At 67.7% G+C, this 15,733-nt stretch carries 14 protein-coding genes and 1 pseudogene; 8 read left to right on the top strand and 7 right to left on the bottom strand.

The window, feature by feature from the left end; genetic code table 11:
- Window positions 1–84: 84 nt before the first annotated feature.
- On the top strand, window positions 85–1,398 hold the full coding sequence (locus ACQP06_RS28175) for a family 1 glycosylhydrolase (protein WP_433667589.1): 1,314 nt from the start codon (window positions 85–87) through the stop codon (window positions 1,396–1,398).
- Between the two features lie 33 nt (window positions 1,399–1,431).
- Here ACQP06_RS28175 and ACQP06_RS28170 read toward each other — a convergent pair whose 3' ends face one another.
- The 3 genes from ACQP06_RS28170 to ACQP06_RS28160 form a co-directional block, all read right to left on the bottom strand.
- Window positions 1,432–2,520, bottom strand: coding sequence for a TIGR03857 family LLM class F420-dependent oxidoreductase (locus ACQP06_RS28170; RefSeq protein ID WP_433667587.1), 1,089 nt, complete (start codon window positions 2,518–2,520; stop codon window positions 1,432–1,434).
- Window positions 2,521–2,569: 49 nt separating this feature from the next.
- The gene (locus ACQP06_RS28165) at window positions 2,570–3,703 is read right to left on the bottom strand and encodes a phosphotransferase family protein (protein ID WP_433667585.1); all 1,134 of its coding nucleotides are present in this window, start codon (window positions 3,701–3,703) and stop codon (window positions 2,570–2,572) included.
- Between the two features lie 88 nt (window positions 3,704–3,791).
- The gene (locus ACQP06_RS28160) at window positions 3,792–4,427 is read right to left on the bottom strand and encodes a TetR/AcrR family transcriptional regulator (protein WP_433667583.1); all 636 of its coding nucleotides are present in this window, start codon (window positions 4,425–4,427) and stop codon (window positions 3,792–3,794) included.
- Between the two features lie 107 nt (window positions 4,428–4,534).
- On the opposite strand from ACQP06_RS28160, the gene ACQP06_RS28155 reads away from it, so the two are divergent.
- Both ACQP06_RS28155 and ACQP06_RS28150 read left to right on the top strand, forming a co-directional pair.
- Window positions 4,535–5,470, top strand: coding sequence for a MerR family transcriptional regulator (locus ACQP06_RS28155; RefSeq protein ID WP_433667581.1), 936 nt, complete (start codon window positions 4,535–4,537; stop codon window positions 5,468–5,470).
- Window positions 5,471–5,564: 94 nt separating this feature from the next.
- Entirely contained in the window at window positions 5,565–7,076 is a 1,512-nt protein-coding gene (locus tag ACQP06_RS28150) for a multicopper oxidase family protein (RefSeq protein WP_433667579.1), read from the top strand.
- Between the two features lie 24 nt (window positions 7,077–7,100).
- On the opposite strand, the gene ACQP06_RS28145 is transcribed toward ACQP06_RS28150, so the two are convergent.
- The 3 genes and pseudogenes from ACQP06_RS28145 to ACQP06_RS28135 all read right to left on the bottom strand — a co-directional run bounded on the left by ACQP06_RS28145 (window position 7,101) and on the right by ACQP06_RS28135 (window position 9,188).
- Window positions 7,101–7,766, bottom strand: a complete 666-nt coding sequence (locus tag ACQP06_RS28145) for a flavin monoamine oxidase family protein (protein ID WP_433667577.1) — start codon at window positions 7,764–7,766, stop codon at window positions 7,101–7,103.
- Between the two features lie 403 nt (window positions 7,767–8,169).
- Window positions 8,170–8,361, bottom strand: a pseudogene (locus tag ACQP06_RS28140) (FAD-dependent oxidoreductase); the annotation flags it as partial.
- A gap of 176 nt (window positions 8,362–8,537) precedes the next feature.
- The gene (locus tag ACQP06_RS28135) at window positions 8,538–9,188 is read right to left on the bottom strand and encodes a TetR/AcrR family transcriptional regulator (RefSeq protein ID WP_433667575.1); all 651 of its coding nucleotides are present in this window, start codon (window positions 9,186–9,188) and stop codon (window positions 8,538–8,540) included.
- 113 nt (window positions 9,189–9,301) lie between these two features.
- On the opposite strand from ACQP06_RS28135, the gene ACQP06_RS28130 reads away from it, so the two are divergent.
- The 3 genes from ACQP06_RS28130 to ACQP06_RS28120 are packed head-to-tail and all read left to right on the top strand — an operon-like array spanning window position 9,302 to window position 12,723.
- Window positions 9,302–10,657 carry a flavin monoamine oxidase family protein gene (locus ACQP06_RS28130; RefSeq protein ID WP_433667574.1) on the top strand — a complete coding sequence of 452 codons (1,356 nt, stop codon included), beginning with the start codon at window positions 9,302–9,304 and terminating at the stop codon, window positions 10,655–10,657.
- A gap of 9 nt (window positions 10,658–10,666) precedes the next feature.
- A complete protein-coding gene (locus tag ACQP06_RS28125; protein ID WP_433667573.1) occupies window positions 10,667–12,376 on the top strand; it encodes an aldehyde dehydrogenase family protein in 1,710 nt (569 codons plus the stop codon).
- 59 nt (window positions 12,377–12,435) lie between these two features.
- Window positions 12,436–12,723, top strand: coding sequence for a hypothetical protein (locus tag ACQP06_RS28120; RefSeq protein WP_433667571.1), 288 nt, complete (start codon window positions 12,436–12,438; stop codon window positions 12,721–12,723).
- Between the two features lie 27 nt (window positions 12,724–12,750).
- Here ACQP06_RS28120 and ACQP06_RS28115 read toward each other — a convergent pair whose 3' ends face one another.
- Window positions 12,751–13,554, bottom strand: coding sequence for an aldose 1-epimerase (locus tag ACQP06_RS28115; RefSeq protein WP_433667569.1), 804 nt, complete (start codon window positions 13,552–13,554; stop codon window positions 12,751–12,753).
- Window positions 13,555–13,682: 128 nt separating this feature from the next.
- Here ACQP06_RS28115 and ACQP06_RS28110 point away from each other — a divergent pair, with 128 nt between their 5' ends.
- Entirely contained in the window at window positions 13,683–15,386 is a 1,704-nt protein-coding gene (locus ACQP06_RS28110; RefSeq protein ID WP_433667567.1) for a sodium:solute symporter family protein, read from the top strand.
- Between the two features lie 35 nt (window positions 15,387–15,421).
- On the top strand, window positions 15,422–15,694 hold the full coding sequence (locus tag ACQP06_RS28105; protein ID WP_433667565.1) for a hypothetical protein: 273 nt from the start codon (window positions 15,422–15,424) through the stop codon (window positions 15,692–15,694).
- The last annotated feature ends 39 nt before the right edge of the window (window positions 15,695–15,733 follow it).

Genomic DNA, 15,733 nt, shown 5'->3' with positions numbered 1-15,733 from the left:
CTGCTCGCTCGAAACAATTCGCAGCTATCCAGGAGTAAGTAGCCGCATTCACTCATTTCGAGTACTGGTCCCGGGGAAGTGCTCATGCGCACTCGATTTCGTTGTCTCGTCGCGTCCGCCCTCGTCACGGCCGCCGCACTGCTCCTGGTCCCCGGTGTGTCCGGTACCGCGTCGGAGGAACGCGCCGGTGTGCTGGGGGACGATTTCCTCTGGGGAGTGGCGGCGTCCGGGTTCCAATCCGAGGGGCAGCCACCCGACAGCAATTGGACGCGCTATATCGACGCCAATCCGGGCTGGGACCGCCTCGGCGGGTCCGTCGATTTCCACACCCGCTACCGGTCCGACATCGCCCTCGCCAAGAGTCTCGGTGTCAAGGTCTTCCGGATCGGGATCGAATGGGCCCGGCTGGAACCCGAACCGGGAGTGTGGGATTCGTCCGCCTTCGCCTACTACGACGACGTGATCGGAACCATCGTCGCCGCCGGTATGCGTCCGATGCTGACGCTGGACCACTGGGTGTACCCCGGCTGGGCGGCCGATCGCGGCGGCTGGCGCGGTCCCGGCATGGTCTCGGACTGGCTCACCAACATGCGCAAGGTGGTCGACCGTTACGCCGCCCGCAATCCGGTGTGGGTGACCATCAACGAGCCGGTCGCGTACATCATGCACGAGGTCCGCCAGAACGGAACCGACGCCGATCAGATGCTCGACAGTGTGGCGCGGGCGCACGACACCATCTACGACTACATCCACCAGGTCCAGCCGAATGCCCTGGTGACCAGCAATGTCGGCTATGTCGCCGGGGCGGAGTCGCAGGTCAACGGACCCCTGATGGACCGTATCGGCGACCGGCTCGACTTCATCGGCGTCGACTACTACTTCGGCTACGAACCGCCGGACCTCGGCGCCGCGAACGCGCCCTCGGGCATGTGGGATCTGCCCGTCCGTCCCGAGGGCATCTACTTTGCGCTGCAGCACTATTCACAGCGCTTCCCCGGCAAGCCACTGTGGATCGTCGAGAACGGCATGCCCACCGAGAACGCTCGACCCCGCGCGGACGGCTACACCCGTTCGGATCACCTCCGAGACACCGTCTACTGGCTCCAGCGGGCGAAATCCGGCGGTATGAATGTCATCGGCTACAACTACTGGAGCCTGACCGACAACTACGAATGGAGCTCCTACACACCGAGATTCGGGCTCTACACGGTGAACGTGCGCACCGATCCGACCCTGAGCAGAATCCCCACGGACGCCGTCGCCACCTACCGCGCCATCATCGCGCACGACGGCGTCCCCGTCGACTACCTGCCCCTGCGTCCGGTCGCCGACTGCCGTTTGATCGATCCACCCGCCAGTTGCGCCACCCCGGTCGCCGCACCTCGAGCCGATGGCTGACCATCGGTTCGAGGCACAGCGAGAACCCCTGTCTCAGGCGAACTTTCCGGGGTTGGCGGCCACGGCCCGGCGCAGGGTGGGCCGGTCGGCGCGGTAGGCGTCCGCCACCGATTCCAGTTCGTGCGGGCTGGCCCCGTGCATGATCACCGAGTGGCAGCCGAGGTCGTACTCGCGGGAGATCTTCCGCACGCACTGCTCCGGCGTGCCGTAGGCGGCCGAGGCGAGCCACTCGTCCGGGATGAGCGCGTCCAGCTGCTCCAGCACGTCGACCGAGGCGGACGCGTCGATGGGGCCCGCCGCCGCCGCGTCCTGGAACAGCTGCGTGCCGCGAATCCGCTCCCACACCTGCGGATCCCAGCCATTGGCGCTGATCAGGATGTCCGCGTACGCCTGCAGATAGGTGACCAGGCGACCGGTCCGCCGCCGCAGCTGGTCCTCGGGGGTGAGCGCGTCGCTCGCGGTCGCCAGGCAGGACCAGATGCGAACGCTGTCGGGGTCCTTGCCCGCGCGCTCCGCGCCCCGCCGCACCGCCGCGACCGAGTTCGCGGTGGCCTCGTCGGAGAAGAAGGTGTGCAGGACGACGAAGTCACCGATCTCACCGGCGAGTTCCATGGTCTTCGGGCCGACCGCGACGAAGCCGATCGGGGGCGCTTCATCGAGTCCGTTCTGGTGGTACAGCACGGGCCATTTGCCCGCGGGCCCATCGTGATTCACGATCGTCTCGCCGTCCCACAGGCGACGCAGGATGCCGACGAAATCCCGCAACTGCGCTTCGGTGACGGCGGGCAGCCCGATGGCGTTCCAGTTCGCCGCCATGCCGCGCCCGAAGGCCATGGCGTACCGGCCCTCGGTCAGCGCCTGCATGGTTGACCCGATGGTCGCCGTCACCATGGGGTGCCGAGTGTGGTGATTGGTTGCCGCGGCGGCGATTCCGAGATCGGTGGTGCATCCGGCGAGACCGCCGGACAGGACCGCGGAGTCCTTGACCGTCATGCGCTCGCCGATCATGCAGGAGCCGAGTCCGAGTCGCTCCGCGTCGCGGGCCTCGGGCAACAGGACGCGGGCATCGGCGGGGTGCCGGGTGATGCAGTAGTAGGCCAGTTCGTTCAGTTGGTCGGTCACGAGAGTTGCACTTTCCTAATAGGTTTCGAGAATGGCGGACGCCGGAGTGTCAGGCGCCGAGTTCGGTGAGCAGTTCTTCGACGATCGCCCGGTGGTGGAGCAGCACCTCGATGTCCGCGGGGCGCTCCATCTCGCCGAAATGGATCTGCCGGCCGCCCGCGCGCAGGAAGACGACGGCGTAGTTGAGGGCGGCGAACATCGTGTACCAGGTGAGGTCGGCGAGTTCGACGCCCGAGTGCCGGGCATAGCTGGCCCGCACGTCCTCGACGCGCATGAAGTCTGGCATGCCGGGGAACCCGAAGTTCTCGGCGATTGCGTGAAAGACGCGGTGCCCGAACGTGATCCAGGCGACATCGAGTTCGCGCGGCCCGATCGTGGCCATTTCCCAGTCGAGCACCGCGACCGGCGCGAAGTCCCGGTACATGCAGTTGCCGAGCCGTGCGTCACCCCACGAGAGCACGGTCTCATACGACGACGGCTCCGGAAGATTATCGCCGAGCCACTTCAGGATTCGCTCCACCAGCGGTGAGGGGCCGATATCGCGGGCCGCGAACTCGTACCATGCCCGGGCGCGATTCAGGTTCCGCTCGAGCAGGCTGGCGCCGGGCTGCCGCGGGTCGAGGAAGGCGAAAGTGGTTGCCGCGTCCGGGATCGCGTGGATCTTCGCGAGCGCCTCGACGGTGCTTTCCTGCACGCTGCGCTGCTGTGCCGGGTCGGCGTCGAAGAGCCAGTTGCTGCCGAACGTGTAGGGCATGACGTCGGGCGGCACCAGGCCCTCGACCCGATCCATCAGCAGGAACGGCGTGCCCAGTACCTCGCCGGTCGGTTCGAGGAACCGCACCAGGGGGACGCGGACGTCGCTCGCCTCGGCCACGATGCGCATGACGTCGAACTGGTCGCGCAGGTTGTAGTGCTCGTAGACCGGGAAATCGCCGGGGGCGGGCACAACCCGGGCGATCAGGTCGTTGACCTGCTCCGCTCCGGCTTCCTGCCAGCGCAATGTGAGGGTGAGCGTCTCCGCGGACATGCCGTTGCTGTCGATGCCGGACCCCAGCGTGAGCTCCGGATTCGCATCGTCGGGCAGCTGGGTGGCCAGCCATTCGGTGAGGCGCGGAATCAGGGCGGCGGTGTCACGGCTGCTGCGCTGCAGGCGCATGCCCTGATCATCGGGAGACGGAGACATGAGTCACTCCTGACTGGATTGCGAAAGCTGGAGGTAACAGTGGACCTCCCCATCGCAATTGTCAACGAGGGTTCTCAAAGAATGTGGGTTATTGCAGGTAAGACGCTATGGAGTCGACCAGGCAGTGGCGGGCTTCGGTCAGTTCGGCGGGGGAGGACAGCCGGCGCTCGTTATTGATGCCGCGCATGGCCATCGGGATCAGCGCCTGGACGCGATGCAGTTTGTCCGCGTCGAGCGGCAGGTCCGCGAGGAAGTACTCGAAGGCCCGGAGCCAGGCGTCCTCGTACCCGGCCATCGCCGCCGTGGTCAGCGGGAAGTCCTCGAGCCGTTCTTGCCGCCCATTGGGCAGTCCGGCCCGCAGCGTCTCGACCGCCCGCCCCTCGGGCGTGCCCAGGATGGTCCACATGGCATCGACCATCTCCCACACCCGTTCCCGGGTCGTGCCGGTCACCTGCGGCCAGCTCTCGGGACTGTTCGCCCCGGTGCGATCGGTCAATTCGACGAGCACGGCCGCCCACAGTCCGTCGATGTCGCCGAACTGATGCTTCAGCGTCCCCCAGCTGACCCCGGCCTCCTTGGCGACCCGATTCGCCGACAGCGGTTCCCCGGACCCCGTCGCGAGACAGCCGATGGCCACCTCGAGCAGCCGCTGCCTGGTCTCCCGCCCCTTGCGGTTGAGGCGAGTTCCGGCCGCGGATTGCATTGTCGAACTCGTCTCGGTCATCGCCGCTTCCGTTTCGCATGTCCCGAAATCTCGGAATCTCCGATCAATGGTCCGACGATAGCCGGAGGACTTGAGTCTCCATCCAGGGGAGACAGGAAGGTTGGGGCATGGACGACGACACGCTCTTCACGATCGGGGCTCTGGCCGAACGGACCGGCTTGACGGTCAAGACGATCCGGTTCTACTCCGACAAGGGGATCGTGCCGCCGACCGATCACACCCCGACCGGCTACCGGCTCTACGACGCCGAGGCCGCCACCCGCCTGGAACTGGTCCGCACCCTGCGTGAGTTGGGCATCGACCTGCCCACCGTGGCGCGGGTGCTGGCCCGCGAGACCTCGCTGAGCGCGGTCGCCGCGGCCCACGCCGATGCGCTCGACGTGCAGATCCGGATCCTGCGGATGCGGCGCGCGGTGCTGCGAGCCGTGGCCGAGCGGGGCTCCCGCCGAGAGGAAATGGAACTCATGCACAACCTGATGCGCCTGTCCGAGGCCGAACGCCGCCGCCTGATCGACGACTTCATCGACGCCGCGTACGGCGGCGTGGACGCCAATCCCGCCATGGTGGAGCTGGTGCGCGCCAGCATGCCCGAACTGCCGGACGACCCGACCGTCGCGCAGCTCACGGCGTGGATGGAACTCGTGGAACTGGTGCGGGACAACGACTTCCGGGAATCGGTCCGGGCCATGGCCGAGTACCAGGCCCGCGAACGCGCCGAAGGCGACACCACCGGCCTGCACCACGACCTGACCGAAGCCGTCCGCACCGACATCGGCAAGGCTCTCGCCGACGGAATAAGTGCTGATTCCCAGGCTGCCGCGGCGGTGGTCGACGGGCTCGCCGCACGCTATGCCGAGACCTTCGGCAAGCCGGACGGCGCGCGACTGCGCCGCTGGATCCTGGAACGGCTCGAGGTGGCCAATGATCCACGTGTGGAACGCTATTGGCGGCTGGTGTCGGCCATCAACGGCTGGCCGGAACTGCCCGACATGGGGCCGGTGTTCACCTGGTTCGCCGCCGCGCTCCGCGCCCACCCGGCCTAGGGGTTCCATCGGGGATTCCCTCGGGTGAATCAGGGAGCGATTTGGGGGATCCGCCGGATCCGGGGAAAGGCCGGTCTTCCTTAGCGTTCGAGGGATGAGTGACGGGTCTCGGATGCGGCGAGTGTTGGTCCGGCTGGGCGTGGCGGTGCTGGTGGTGCTTGTCGGGCTCAGCGGTGCGACGGCCTGGGTGTACACCTCGGCCGAGGTATCCACCGTGGGGAAGGTGGATTTCGTGCGTCCGCTGGCCATCCCGCCGCTCGCGCAGTCCACCGTGGCGGCCGACGGTGCGCGGGAGTTCGAGCTCGACATGCGGTCCGGCAGTACGGAATTCCGGCCCGGGCAGGCAATCGATACCTGGGGGTTCAACGGGAACCATCTCGGACCGACCCTGCGTGCGCGCCGCGGTGAGCAGGTTCGGGTGCGGGTCCGCAATGCCCTGCCGGAAGCGTCGACCGTCCACTGGCACGGCATGCACGTGCCCGCCGCGATGGACGGGGGACCGCATCAAATGGTCGAACCGGGTGCGGAGTGGAAGCCGGAGTGGACGGTCGAACAGCCCGCGGCCACCCTCTGGTACCACCCGCACCCGCACGGGGCCACCGAAACTCATGTCAGCCGCGGGCTGGCAGGGATGTTCCTGCTCGACGACGATGCAAGCGACGCGCTCGCGCTGCCCCACACCTACGGCGTCGACGATCTCCCGGTGCTGGTTCAGGACGTCCGATTCCGCAACGGGCGCTTCGACTTCGGGCACGGCGCGTTCCGCGACGCCGGATTCCTGGGCGACGAGGTCCTGGTCAACGGCACCCTCGCGCCGTACCGCGAGGTGAGCGACGAACTGGTGCGACTGCGCCTGGTCAACGCGTCCCCCGCGCGCATCTACAACTTCGGCCTCTCCGATGGCCGCGACTTCGCGCTCATCGGCACCGACGGCGGCCTGCTCGAGCGCCCCGCCCAGCTGAAGCACGTGCAACTGTCCCCGGGCGAGCGCGCCGAAATCGTGGTCCGCGTGAAGCCCGGCGAACGAGTGACCCTGCGCAGCGACCGCCTCGACGCCGGACTCGACATGTTCACCAACCGTTTCAGCGGCGGCGACGACCGATTCGACATCCTCGAACTACGAGCCGCCGCCACCCTTCGCCCGGCCCCGCCCCTGCCCGACCACCTCGTCACCCCGCAGACGCCGAAGGCCGCGGACTCGGTGGGGGAGCGGTCATTCGAGCTGGAATTCGGCAAGATCAACGGCAAGGCAATGGACATGAGCCGCATCGACGCCACCGTCACGCGCGGCACCACCGAGACCTGGATCGTCCACAACGGTGACGGCACCCCGCACAACTTCCACATCCACGACACCCAGTTCGCGGTCGCAGAGGTCAACGGCAACCAACCCCCCGAATCCCTGCGCGGCCCGAAGGACACCGTCTTCGTAGCCCCAGGCTCCACTGTCACACTGCTGGTTCGCTTCGATGGCCCCGCAGATCCCAACGCCCCCTACATGTTCCACTGCCACCTGCTCTGGCACGAGGACCTGGGAATGATGGGCCAGTTCGTGGTCGTGGACCCGGGACAACAACCCGGAACGCCGCACCACAGCGGACACTGACAGCGGGCCATGGCAATGGTCCGCCTACAGGACCAGTGCCGCGATGACCTCATGAGCTGCGCGCTCGCCGGACTCGATGGCGCCCTCGATGTACCCGGCGTGCTCGCGGGCGGTTTCGGTCCCCGACCAGTGAATAGGCCCGGTCGGTTCGGCGGGGTGCGGGAAGTAGCCCTTGTCGTGACCGATGCTCGGCAGTGCCGAGTAGCCCCCACCGGCGTGAACGTCCTGATGCCAGGCCTTTTCATGCCAGCCCCGCGGCTCGAGCACTTCGGAGCCGAGGCGGTCGGCGATAGGGCCGAGGATGGTCGAGCGGCGGGCGTCGGGACCGAGCTCGCCGAGGTCTCGTGCTTCGGGACCGGCGACAAGAACGCACAGGTGCCCCGGCCCGTCCGGTGGCGAGGTGTCGAATACCGCCATCCCGGGTTCGGTGAGCACGATCATCTCGGCGTCCGCGCGCTCACGCCAGAACGGTCGCTCGAAAACGGCGATCGCCTTGTACACCGAACCCATGTAGGTGTTGTCCTGCAACCGAATCCGATCGGCGGGCAGTGGCGGCTGGTGTGTGATGCGGGCGGCCATCGGGGGCGGGACGGTCACGATCACCTTCTCGGCGCGGTAGGTGCCGGAGGCCGAGTGGATCGTGACTCCGGTCGCGTCGCGGTGCAAGGCGGTGACCGGACTGTCGAACACGATCTTGCCGTCGAGTTCGTCGGCCAGCCGTTCGGCGAGCGTTCCCGCCGCCCTGGGTGACGAGGCTTTCCTGCGCGCCGCCCGCGGTGGACACCATGGTGGCGAGTCCGCCTTGGTAGCGGACCATGTCGAGGAGGGCGTACATCGAGAACCGGTCGAGGTCGGCGGTGGTCGATACCGAGACGAGGACTTCCATCAGGCGGCGCGCGCGGCGACCGGGAATCCGCCGCAGCCACGACTGGACGCTCTGCCGCTTCCATGACCGGGGTGTCCGGAGCCGGGAGACGGTCTCCCAGATCAGCAGAGTCATGTTGGCGGCCATGGCATCTCGACCCCACTGCCCGAGGGTGGCGCCGCCTTCGGCGATGACGGGCCGCGCGGGGGTGCGCATGGCGAAGACATCGGTGCCCAGTTCGGCGGCGAGCTTCTCGAAGCGGTGATGGCCGTGGCCGATCCACTGCCCGCCCAGGTCGACTCGCGAGCCGAGCACCGTGGTCTCGGCCAGCACCCGCCCGCCGGGCCGTGCGGCGGATTCGAGCACGAGGACGTCGATGCCCTGCCGGTGCAGTTCGCGTGCGGCGACGAGTCCGGCCATTCCGGCGCCGATCACGGCAACCCTGACTTGTTGGAATCCTCGATCGCCGGGGTGATCGATGGGTGGGTGCTGGGTCATCTCGCCACGCTCCAAAGGCTTAAAAAAGTCGGTCAGCCGTATGAGTCACGATAAATCGAATGTGACCCAGGACGCAATAGGCGGTGAAATCGAAGCGGCTACCCGTCCTCGGCCGGCGCCGCGGCGGGCCGCGGCCGGGTCCGGCGCGCCACCGGCTGGGGGTCGGCGAAGAGGACCAGCATCTCCAGGGCCTGCTGCAGGTCGCGGCGGGCGCGCTCGGGGTCGGGCTTGGCGATGTACTGCAGTATCAGGCCGTCGACCTGGGCGAGCGCGAGGCGTCCGAGGGTTTCGAAGCCGACGGCGCAGCGCTCCCCGGCTGCCCGGGCGGCCTGCTCGCAGAAGTCGGTGACGACCGAGCTGTAGCTCTCGTACTGCAATCGGGCCAGCTCGCCGGACTCGTTGCGCAGGGAGTAGCTCATCAGCTCGTACTGCATGATCTGCAGTCCGATGCGGTTGTCCACCAGCTTCTCCCAGAAGCTGGTGACCCCTTGGCGCAGGGCGTGCTCGACGCCCTTGTCGAGGTCGAGGTGCGGCCGCAGCGCTTCGGAAATGTCGTGGATCACCTTGGTGATGACCCGGCGAAGCAGCTGGTCCTTGCTGGAGAACACGTACTGCAGGGTCCCGAGCGGAACGTCGGCCTCGGCGGCCACGCCGCGCAGGGTGGTGGCCGGCACGCCCACGTCGCTGAGCACCCTGATGGCGGCCGCGATGATCTGCTCCTCGCGCTCGGACGCCTTGACGTAAACCACGGACTCTCCTCGTTCAACGGCCGACGAACCTCGGCACAACTCTTGCATATCGGCGCCGCCGTGACCTACCTTACAGTCATACAGCTGACTGACTCTTTGTCGAAGGACCGGATATGACCGACGTAGATGTTGTGGTGATCGGCGCGGGTCTCGCGGGGTTGACCGCGGCCAGAACCCTCCGCGCGGCCGGGCGCAGCGTGCGCGTGCTCGAGGCGCGCGACCGGGTGGCCGGGCGCAACCACGGGGGCACGCTCTCGAACGGAGTGCCGGTGGAATTGGGTGGCCAGTGGATCGGCCGGACGCAGACCGAGGTGTTGGAGCTCGTCGAGCAGCTCGGACTGGAAACCTTCGCCACCTACGACGACGGTGAGGCGGTCACCCTCTACAACGGCACGCTGACTCGCTACGGCGACGCGACTTTCGGCTTGTCCGATGCGGCGGCCCTGGAAGTGGGCCGTCTGCAGGCCGAGCTGGAGGCGCTCGCCGAAACCGTCTCGCTGTCCTCCCCGTGGACTACGGAGCACGCGGCGGAACTCGATCGCCGGACGCTCGACGAGTGGTTGCGGACGAACACCGGCAATGCCGAAGCCCTGGCGTTCTGGGGCGCGGTCGTGCCGGGCCTGTTCTCCGCCGAGACAGCGGAGATGTCGTTGCTGCACTTCCTGTTCTACATCAAGTCCGCGGGCATGATCGACATCCTGGTCGCCGTGACCGGCGGCGCGCAGGAGCTGCGTGTCGTCGGCGGAACCCATCAGATCGCGGAGCGGCTGGCCGCCGAACTCGGCGACGAGGTCGTCACCCTCGACGCCCCGGTCCGTTCGATCACATACGGCGATGACGGTGTGCGAGTGGACTATTCGGGCGGAACGATCTCCGCCGAGTACGCGATCGTCGCGATCCCTCCCACCCTCGCGGGGCGGCTGCACTACCAACCGGCGCTGCCCGCCACCCGCGACGGCCTCACCCAGCAGATCCCGATGGGATCCGTCATCAAGATCCAGGTCGCCTACCCGACGCCGTTCTGGCGGGACTCGGGACTGAGTGGCTTCGCCTTCAGCCTCGACGACCCGATCAGCGTCACCCTCGACAACTCCCCGCCGGACGGATCCTGCGGTGTGATCGTCGGCTTCTTCGAAGGGGCCCACGCGCGGATCGCCGGCCAGTGGAGTGCGGACGAACGCCGGACGGCCGTCGTGGCGACCTTGACCAAGCTGTTCGGCACGCAGGCCGCGGACCCGGTCGACTACCTCGAATTGAACTGGATGGAAGAGGAATACACCCGCGGGTGCTACGGCGGCCGATTGGGTGCGGGGGTCTGGACCCAATACGGCGCGGCGCTGTCGGAGCCGGTCGGCCGTATCCACTGGGCGGGCGCGGAGACCTCCGATGTGTGGAACGGCTACATGGACGGAGCCGTGCGATCGGGCTACCGCGCGGCCGCCGAAGTCGACCTCCGCCTGAATTCCTGAAGGAGAATCGTGACCACATCAACCGACCGCGTCGCGGTCCCACCCTTGGATGCCGCCGTCGACCGCCTGCGTGACGGCGAAAAGATCTGGGCGGCAATGTCCTTGCGCGATCGCCGCGATCTCTTGAACACCCTGTCCCAGGCGACGCGGCGTCATGCTCAGGAATGGGTCGACGTCGCGTGCCGCATCAAACAGCTCCCGGCCGATTCCGCGCTGGTCGGTGAGGAATGGATCAGCGGACCCTATGCGCTGCTCAGCAGTCTCGCGGCCTTGTCGGAATCGCTGACGGCGCTCGACGGGGGACGCAGCCCGCTCGAGGGGTTCCCCATGTCCAGTGCACCCGGCGGTCGCGTGGCCGTAAAGGTGCTGCCACACAACATATTCGACCGTCTCCTGCTGAACGGATTCACCGCCGAGGTCTGGTCCGAGCCGGGAATCTCTGCCGGGGATCTGCGTGATGCCGCGGGCCTGGCGCAGCGCACGCCGACCGAAACCGGTGGCGTCGGAGTCGTTCTCGGTGCCGGGAACATCTTCTCGATCGCGCCCTTGGACACCGTCTACGAACTGTTCGCGCACAATCGGGTAGTCCTCCTCAAGCTCAACCCGATCACCGATCCGCTGCTGCCGGTGTTCGAGAAGATCTTCGCCCGCTGCATCGAACTCGGGCTCGTCGCCATCGTCACCGGCGGTGCGGACGTCGGCCACGCCGCGGTGACCCATCCCGGCATCGGGCACGTTCACATCACCGGCAGCGTGAAATCCCACGACGCCATCGTGTTCGGCGGCGACGCGGAGGGGCGGGCACGCCGAGAACGCGGTGAGACTCTGCTGAACAAGCCGATCACCAGCGAACTCGGCGGAGTCTCCCCAATTATCGTTGTCCCCGGCAAGTGGTCGGCCCGAGACCTCGCCTACCAGGCCGAACACATCGTCACCCAGAAACTCCACAACAACGGCTACAACTGCGTCGCCTCCCAGGTCCTGGTGCTGAGCAGCGACTGGGACCAGAAGGACGCCTTCGTCGCCGCCCTGCGCAAGGCCCTCGCGAACGCCCCCGCCCGAGCCCCGTACTACCCCGGCAGCGACGACCGATGCGCGAGCGCCCTCGCCACCCACCCCGATGCCGAACGCCTCCCGGGCACGGGCCGGATCCTGCTCGACAATCTCCCCGCCGACGATGTCGCGTTCACCGAGGAGTACTTCGGCCCGGTGCTGGCCATCACCTACCTGCCGGGCCGCGGCCGCCAATTCCTCGACAACGCAGTCGAATTCGCCAACTCCCGCCTCGCCGGCACCCTCGGCGCGAACATCGTCATCGACCCCCGAACCGCCCGCGAGCTCGGCGCCGAATTCACCGACGCGATCACCCCCCTCCGCTACGGCACCATCGCCGTCAACGCATGGACCGGCGTCGGGTACCTGACCGCCCGCGCCACTTGGGGCGCTTTCCCCGGCCACACGATCTACGACGCACAAAGCGGCATAGGCATCGTCCACAATGGCGTCCTCCTCGACCACACCGAACGAACCATCGTCCGCGGCCCATTCCGCCCCTTCCCCCGCTCGATCCTCACCAGAGAATTCACCCTGTCGCCCCGCCCGCCCTGGTTCGTCACCAACCGCACCGCAGCCACCACCGGCCGCAAACTGGCCGAGTTCGCCGCCGACCCCACCTGGGCCAAACTCCCCGCGATCTTCGCCTCCGCCCTGCGCGGATAGTGCGAGCCTGCTCTTTCTTCTCAGCGAGGCATAAGGATCCCATCGGTACGCTCGTCCACATGGGCGGGGAATTGTTGCTGCTGATCGCCTTCATCGGCCCATTGGCAGTGCTCGGATGGGCGGCTGTTCGCGCGAAGCACCGCGGCCTCGGTGGCTCGTTTGTCGGTCCGTTCCAGGAGATGTTCGACCCCGGCGCGGCACGAGCCCAGATCGTCATCGAGGAGCGGGCGGAACTCCCGGACCCTTCGGACTCCGGCGACCCGGACAATGACGACGATCGGCCGAACACCGTGGTGTACAAGGGTGTTCGACTCCACATCAACCCTCGGCGGCGCGCCGAGGGTTGATGTGGATTTACGGTCGGCGACGCCCCATCAGCCGAGCGCGTGCCAACTCCAGCGGCTCCGGACGCGTAGGGGCGTGGCCTGAGTAACGGTGTACGGCAATGTATTCAGGCCGTCCGGGGGTCCCGACTGCGGTTCGACGCACACGCCCTCCAGGCGTTCGTCGTAGACGACGACCCACTGCACCGGGCTGGTGATCCGGAGCTCCAGGCGGCCCGGCCAGGTGAGCGTCACGTCGACGCCCTCGGGCATGCCGAAGCAGTCGTCCCACGGTCCGGGTCGTGGCGCGATGCGCTCGCCGGAGGGCAGGTAGTCCGCGCCACGAAGCTCCTGCCAGGACGGAGCGAAGTCGATTCGGACGGGCGCGTCGCCCGCGGACAGGGTGCGGCGGAACCAGGGGTGCCATCCGGCTTGGGCCGGAAAGTCCATGGCGGCAGCGGAAATCGTCATTTCCAAGTCGAGGCCGCGGTCGTCGATCGAGATCCGCTGGGTGGCGGTGCCGCCGAACGGCCAGGGTGCGCCGAGGTCCAAGGACAGTTCCGCGGTGGTCTCGGTGGCCGCGGTGACGGTCCACGCGCGCGTCCAGCCCAGGCCGTGGAGGGCATGCGGTGGGGCGTCGCGAGGGAACGGATACGAGTGCCCGGCGTGGTGCAGCACGCCGTCGCGCAGCCGGCCACACCACGGAACCATCGGGAAGCTCCCGTGCGGGTCGCCGTCGAGCAGCAGCTCGTGCCCGGCCACCGTGAGGCCGCGAATCCGGCCGCCATTGTCCGGGGTGAGGTGGACGGCGGCGTCGGCGCTGCGCAGCGTGACCGCGTCCGGCGGGAGGCTCATGGCCGCGAATATAGCAACGTGCGCACCAGAATCAGACGGGTCTCAACAGTTTCGCTCAGGCGAAATGTTCGTATCTGTTAGGTTCTGGGACCATCTACTCGAACTTCTCTGTGAGGAGGTCGTCGGCTGTGTCCCTCGCACTCGACGCCCCGCTCCGGCTCAACGTCGGCGCTCTCGACTACTCGCTGATCGCGATCTACTTCGTATTCGTGCTCGGCATCGGCTACCTGGCCCGGCGCCAGGTGTCCTCCAGCCTCGACTTCTTCCTGTCCGGGCGGCGCCTCCCGGCGTGGGTGACCGGAATCGCGTTCGTCTCCGCCAATCTCGGCGCGGTCGAGATCATGGGCATGTCCGCCAACGGCGCCCAGATCGGCATCGCGACCGTGCATTACTACTGGATCGGCGCGATCCCGGCCATGGTCTTCCTCGGCCTGGTGATGATGCCGTTCTACTACGGCTCCAAGGTGCGCAGCGTGCCGGAGTTCATGCTCCGGCGCTTCGGGCCCGGCGCGCACCTGGTCAACGCGCTGAGTTTCGCTGTGGCGCAGGTGCTCATCGCCGGCGTGAACCTCTACCTGCTCGCGACGGTCGTCAACGCGGTGCTGGGCTGGCCGCGCTGGGTGTCGCTGATCGTGGCGGCGGCGGTGGTGCTCACCTATACCGCGCTCGGCGGGCTGTCCGCCGCGATCTACAACGAGGTCCTGCAGTTCTTCGTGATCCTCGCGGCGCTGGTGCCCCTCACTGTGATCGGCCTGATCAAGGTCGGCGGCTGGAGTGGGTTGCGGGACAAGCTGATCGACACCCACAATGCCGACGGCGTGGTCACCGCGACCGCCGCCGAGCAGATGCGGTCCTGGCCGGGGCAGGCGCTGAGCGGGTTCTCCTCGCCGGTGTGGTCGGTGGTCGGGATCGTGTTCGGCCTCGGGTTCGTGCTGTCCTTCGGCTACTGGACCACCAACTTCGTCGAGGTGCAGCGCGCGATGGCCTCGGACTCGATGTCCGCGGCCCGCCGGTCGCCGATCATCGCCGCCGTCCCGAAGATGCTGATCCCCTTCGTCGTCGTGGTGCCGGGCATGATCTGCGCCGCCATGGTCGGCGACATGATCAATCTCAAGAACACCGGTGCGTCCGACGGGATCACCTACAACGACGCCATGCTGCTGATGATCCGCGACATCCTGCCCAACGGGCTGCTGGGCATCGCGGTGGCCGGCCTGATCGCCTCGTTCATGGCGGGGATGGCGGCGAACGTGTCCGCGTTCAACACCGTGTTCAGCTTCGACCTGTGGCAGCGGTACGTGGTCCGCGACCGCGAGGACCGGTACTACATCCGGGTCGGCCAGGTGGCCACCGCGGTGGCGGTGGTGCTGGCGATCGGTACCGCGACCATCGCCGCGGGCTACTCCAATCTGATGGACTACCTGCAGACCTTGTTCGGCTTCTTCAACGCGCCGCTGTTCGCGACCTTCCTGCTCGGCATGTTCTGGAAGCGGATGACGGCGACCGCGGGCTGGGTCGGGCTGGTGGCCGGAACCGCTTCCGCCGTGACTGTTTTCGTACTGCAGGAGACCGGGGTGATCGACCTGCCCGGGCAGGGCATGGCCTTCGTGGCGGCCTCGGTGGCGTTCGTGACCGATATCGCGGTCTCGGTCGCGGTGTCGCTGGTGACGACGCCGCGCCCGGAGTCCGAACTGGCGGGCCTGGTCTATTCGCGCACGGACCGAACCGCTTCCGCCGGCGACGACGCGGGCGCCGCGTGGTTCGCCCGTCCGGTGCCGCTGGGCTGCGTGGTGCTGGGGGCGGCCGTGGCGCTCAGCATCGTCTTCCACTGACCCGTATCCCGTTCACGCACAGAAGGAGTCGTATCGTGAACACCCCCGAGAAGCCGAGCCGATGGGCCCTGTTGTTCGATATCCGGTCCATCATCGCCGCGCTGCTGGGCGTGTACGGCGTGGTGTTGCTCGTCGCCGGGCTCGCACCGGGTCTGGCGCGAGTCGGCGCCGGCGCCGCGACGCACTCGCCGGATCGCGCCGACCTGGCGGCCGGCAGTGGAGCCAACCTGTGGGTGGGCGGCATTCTGGTGCTGATCACCCTGGTCTTCGCCGCCTGGGTCGTGCTGCGCCCAGCCGGCCGCGCCTGAGCCGATGTTCGGAATAGTTGATTTGTGTTCGATGATGAT

The organism is Nocardia sp. CA-136227 (assembly GCF_050955695.1).
Classification (GTDB): domain Bacteria; phylum Actinomycetota; class Actinomycetes; order Mycobacteriales; family Mycobacteriaceae; genus Nocardia.
This window is presented reverse-complemented; position numbering and strand designations above follow the sequence as displayed.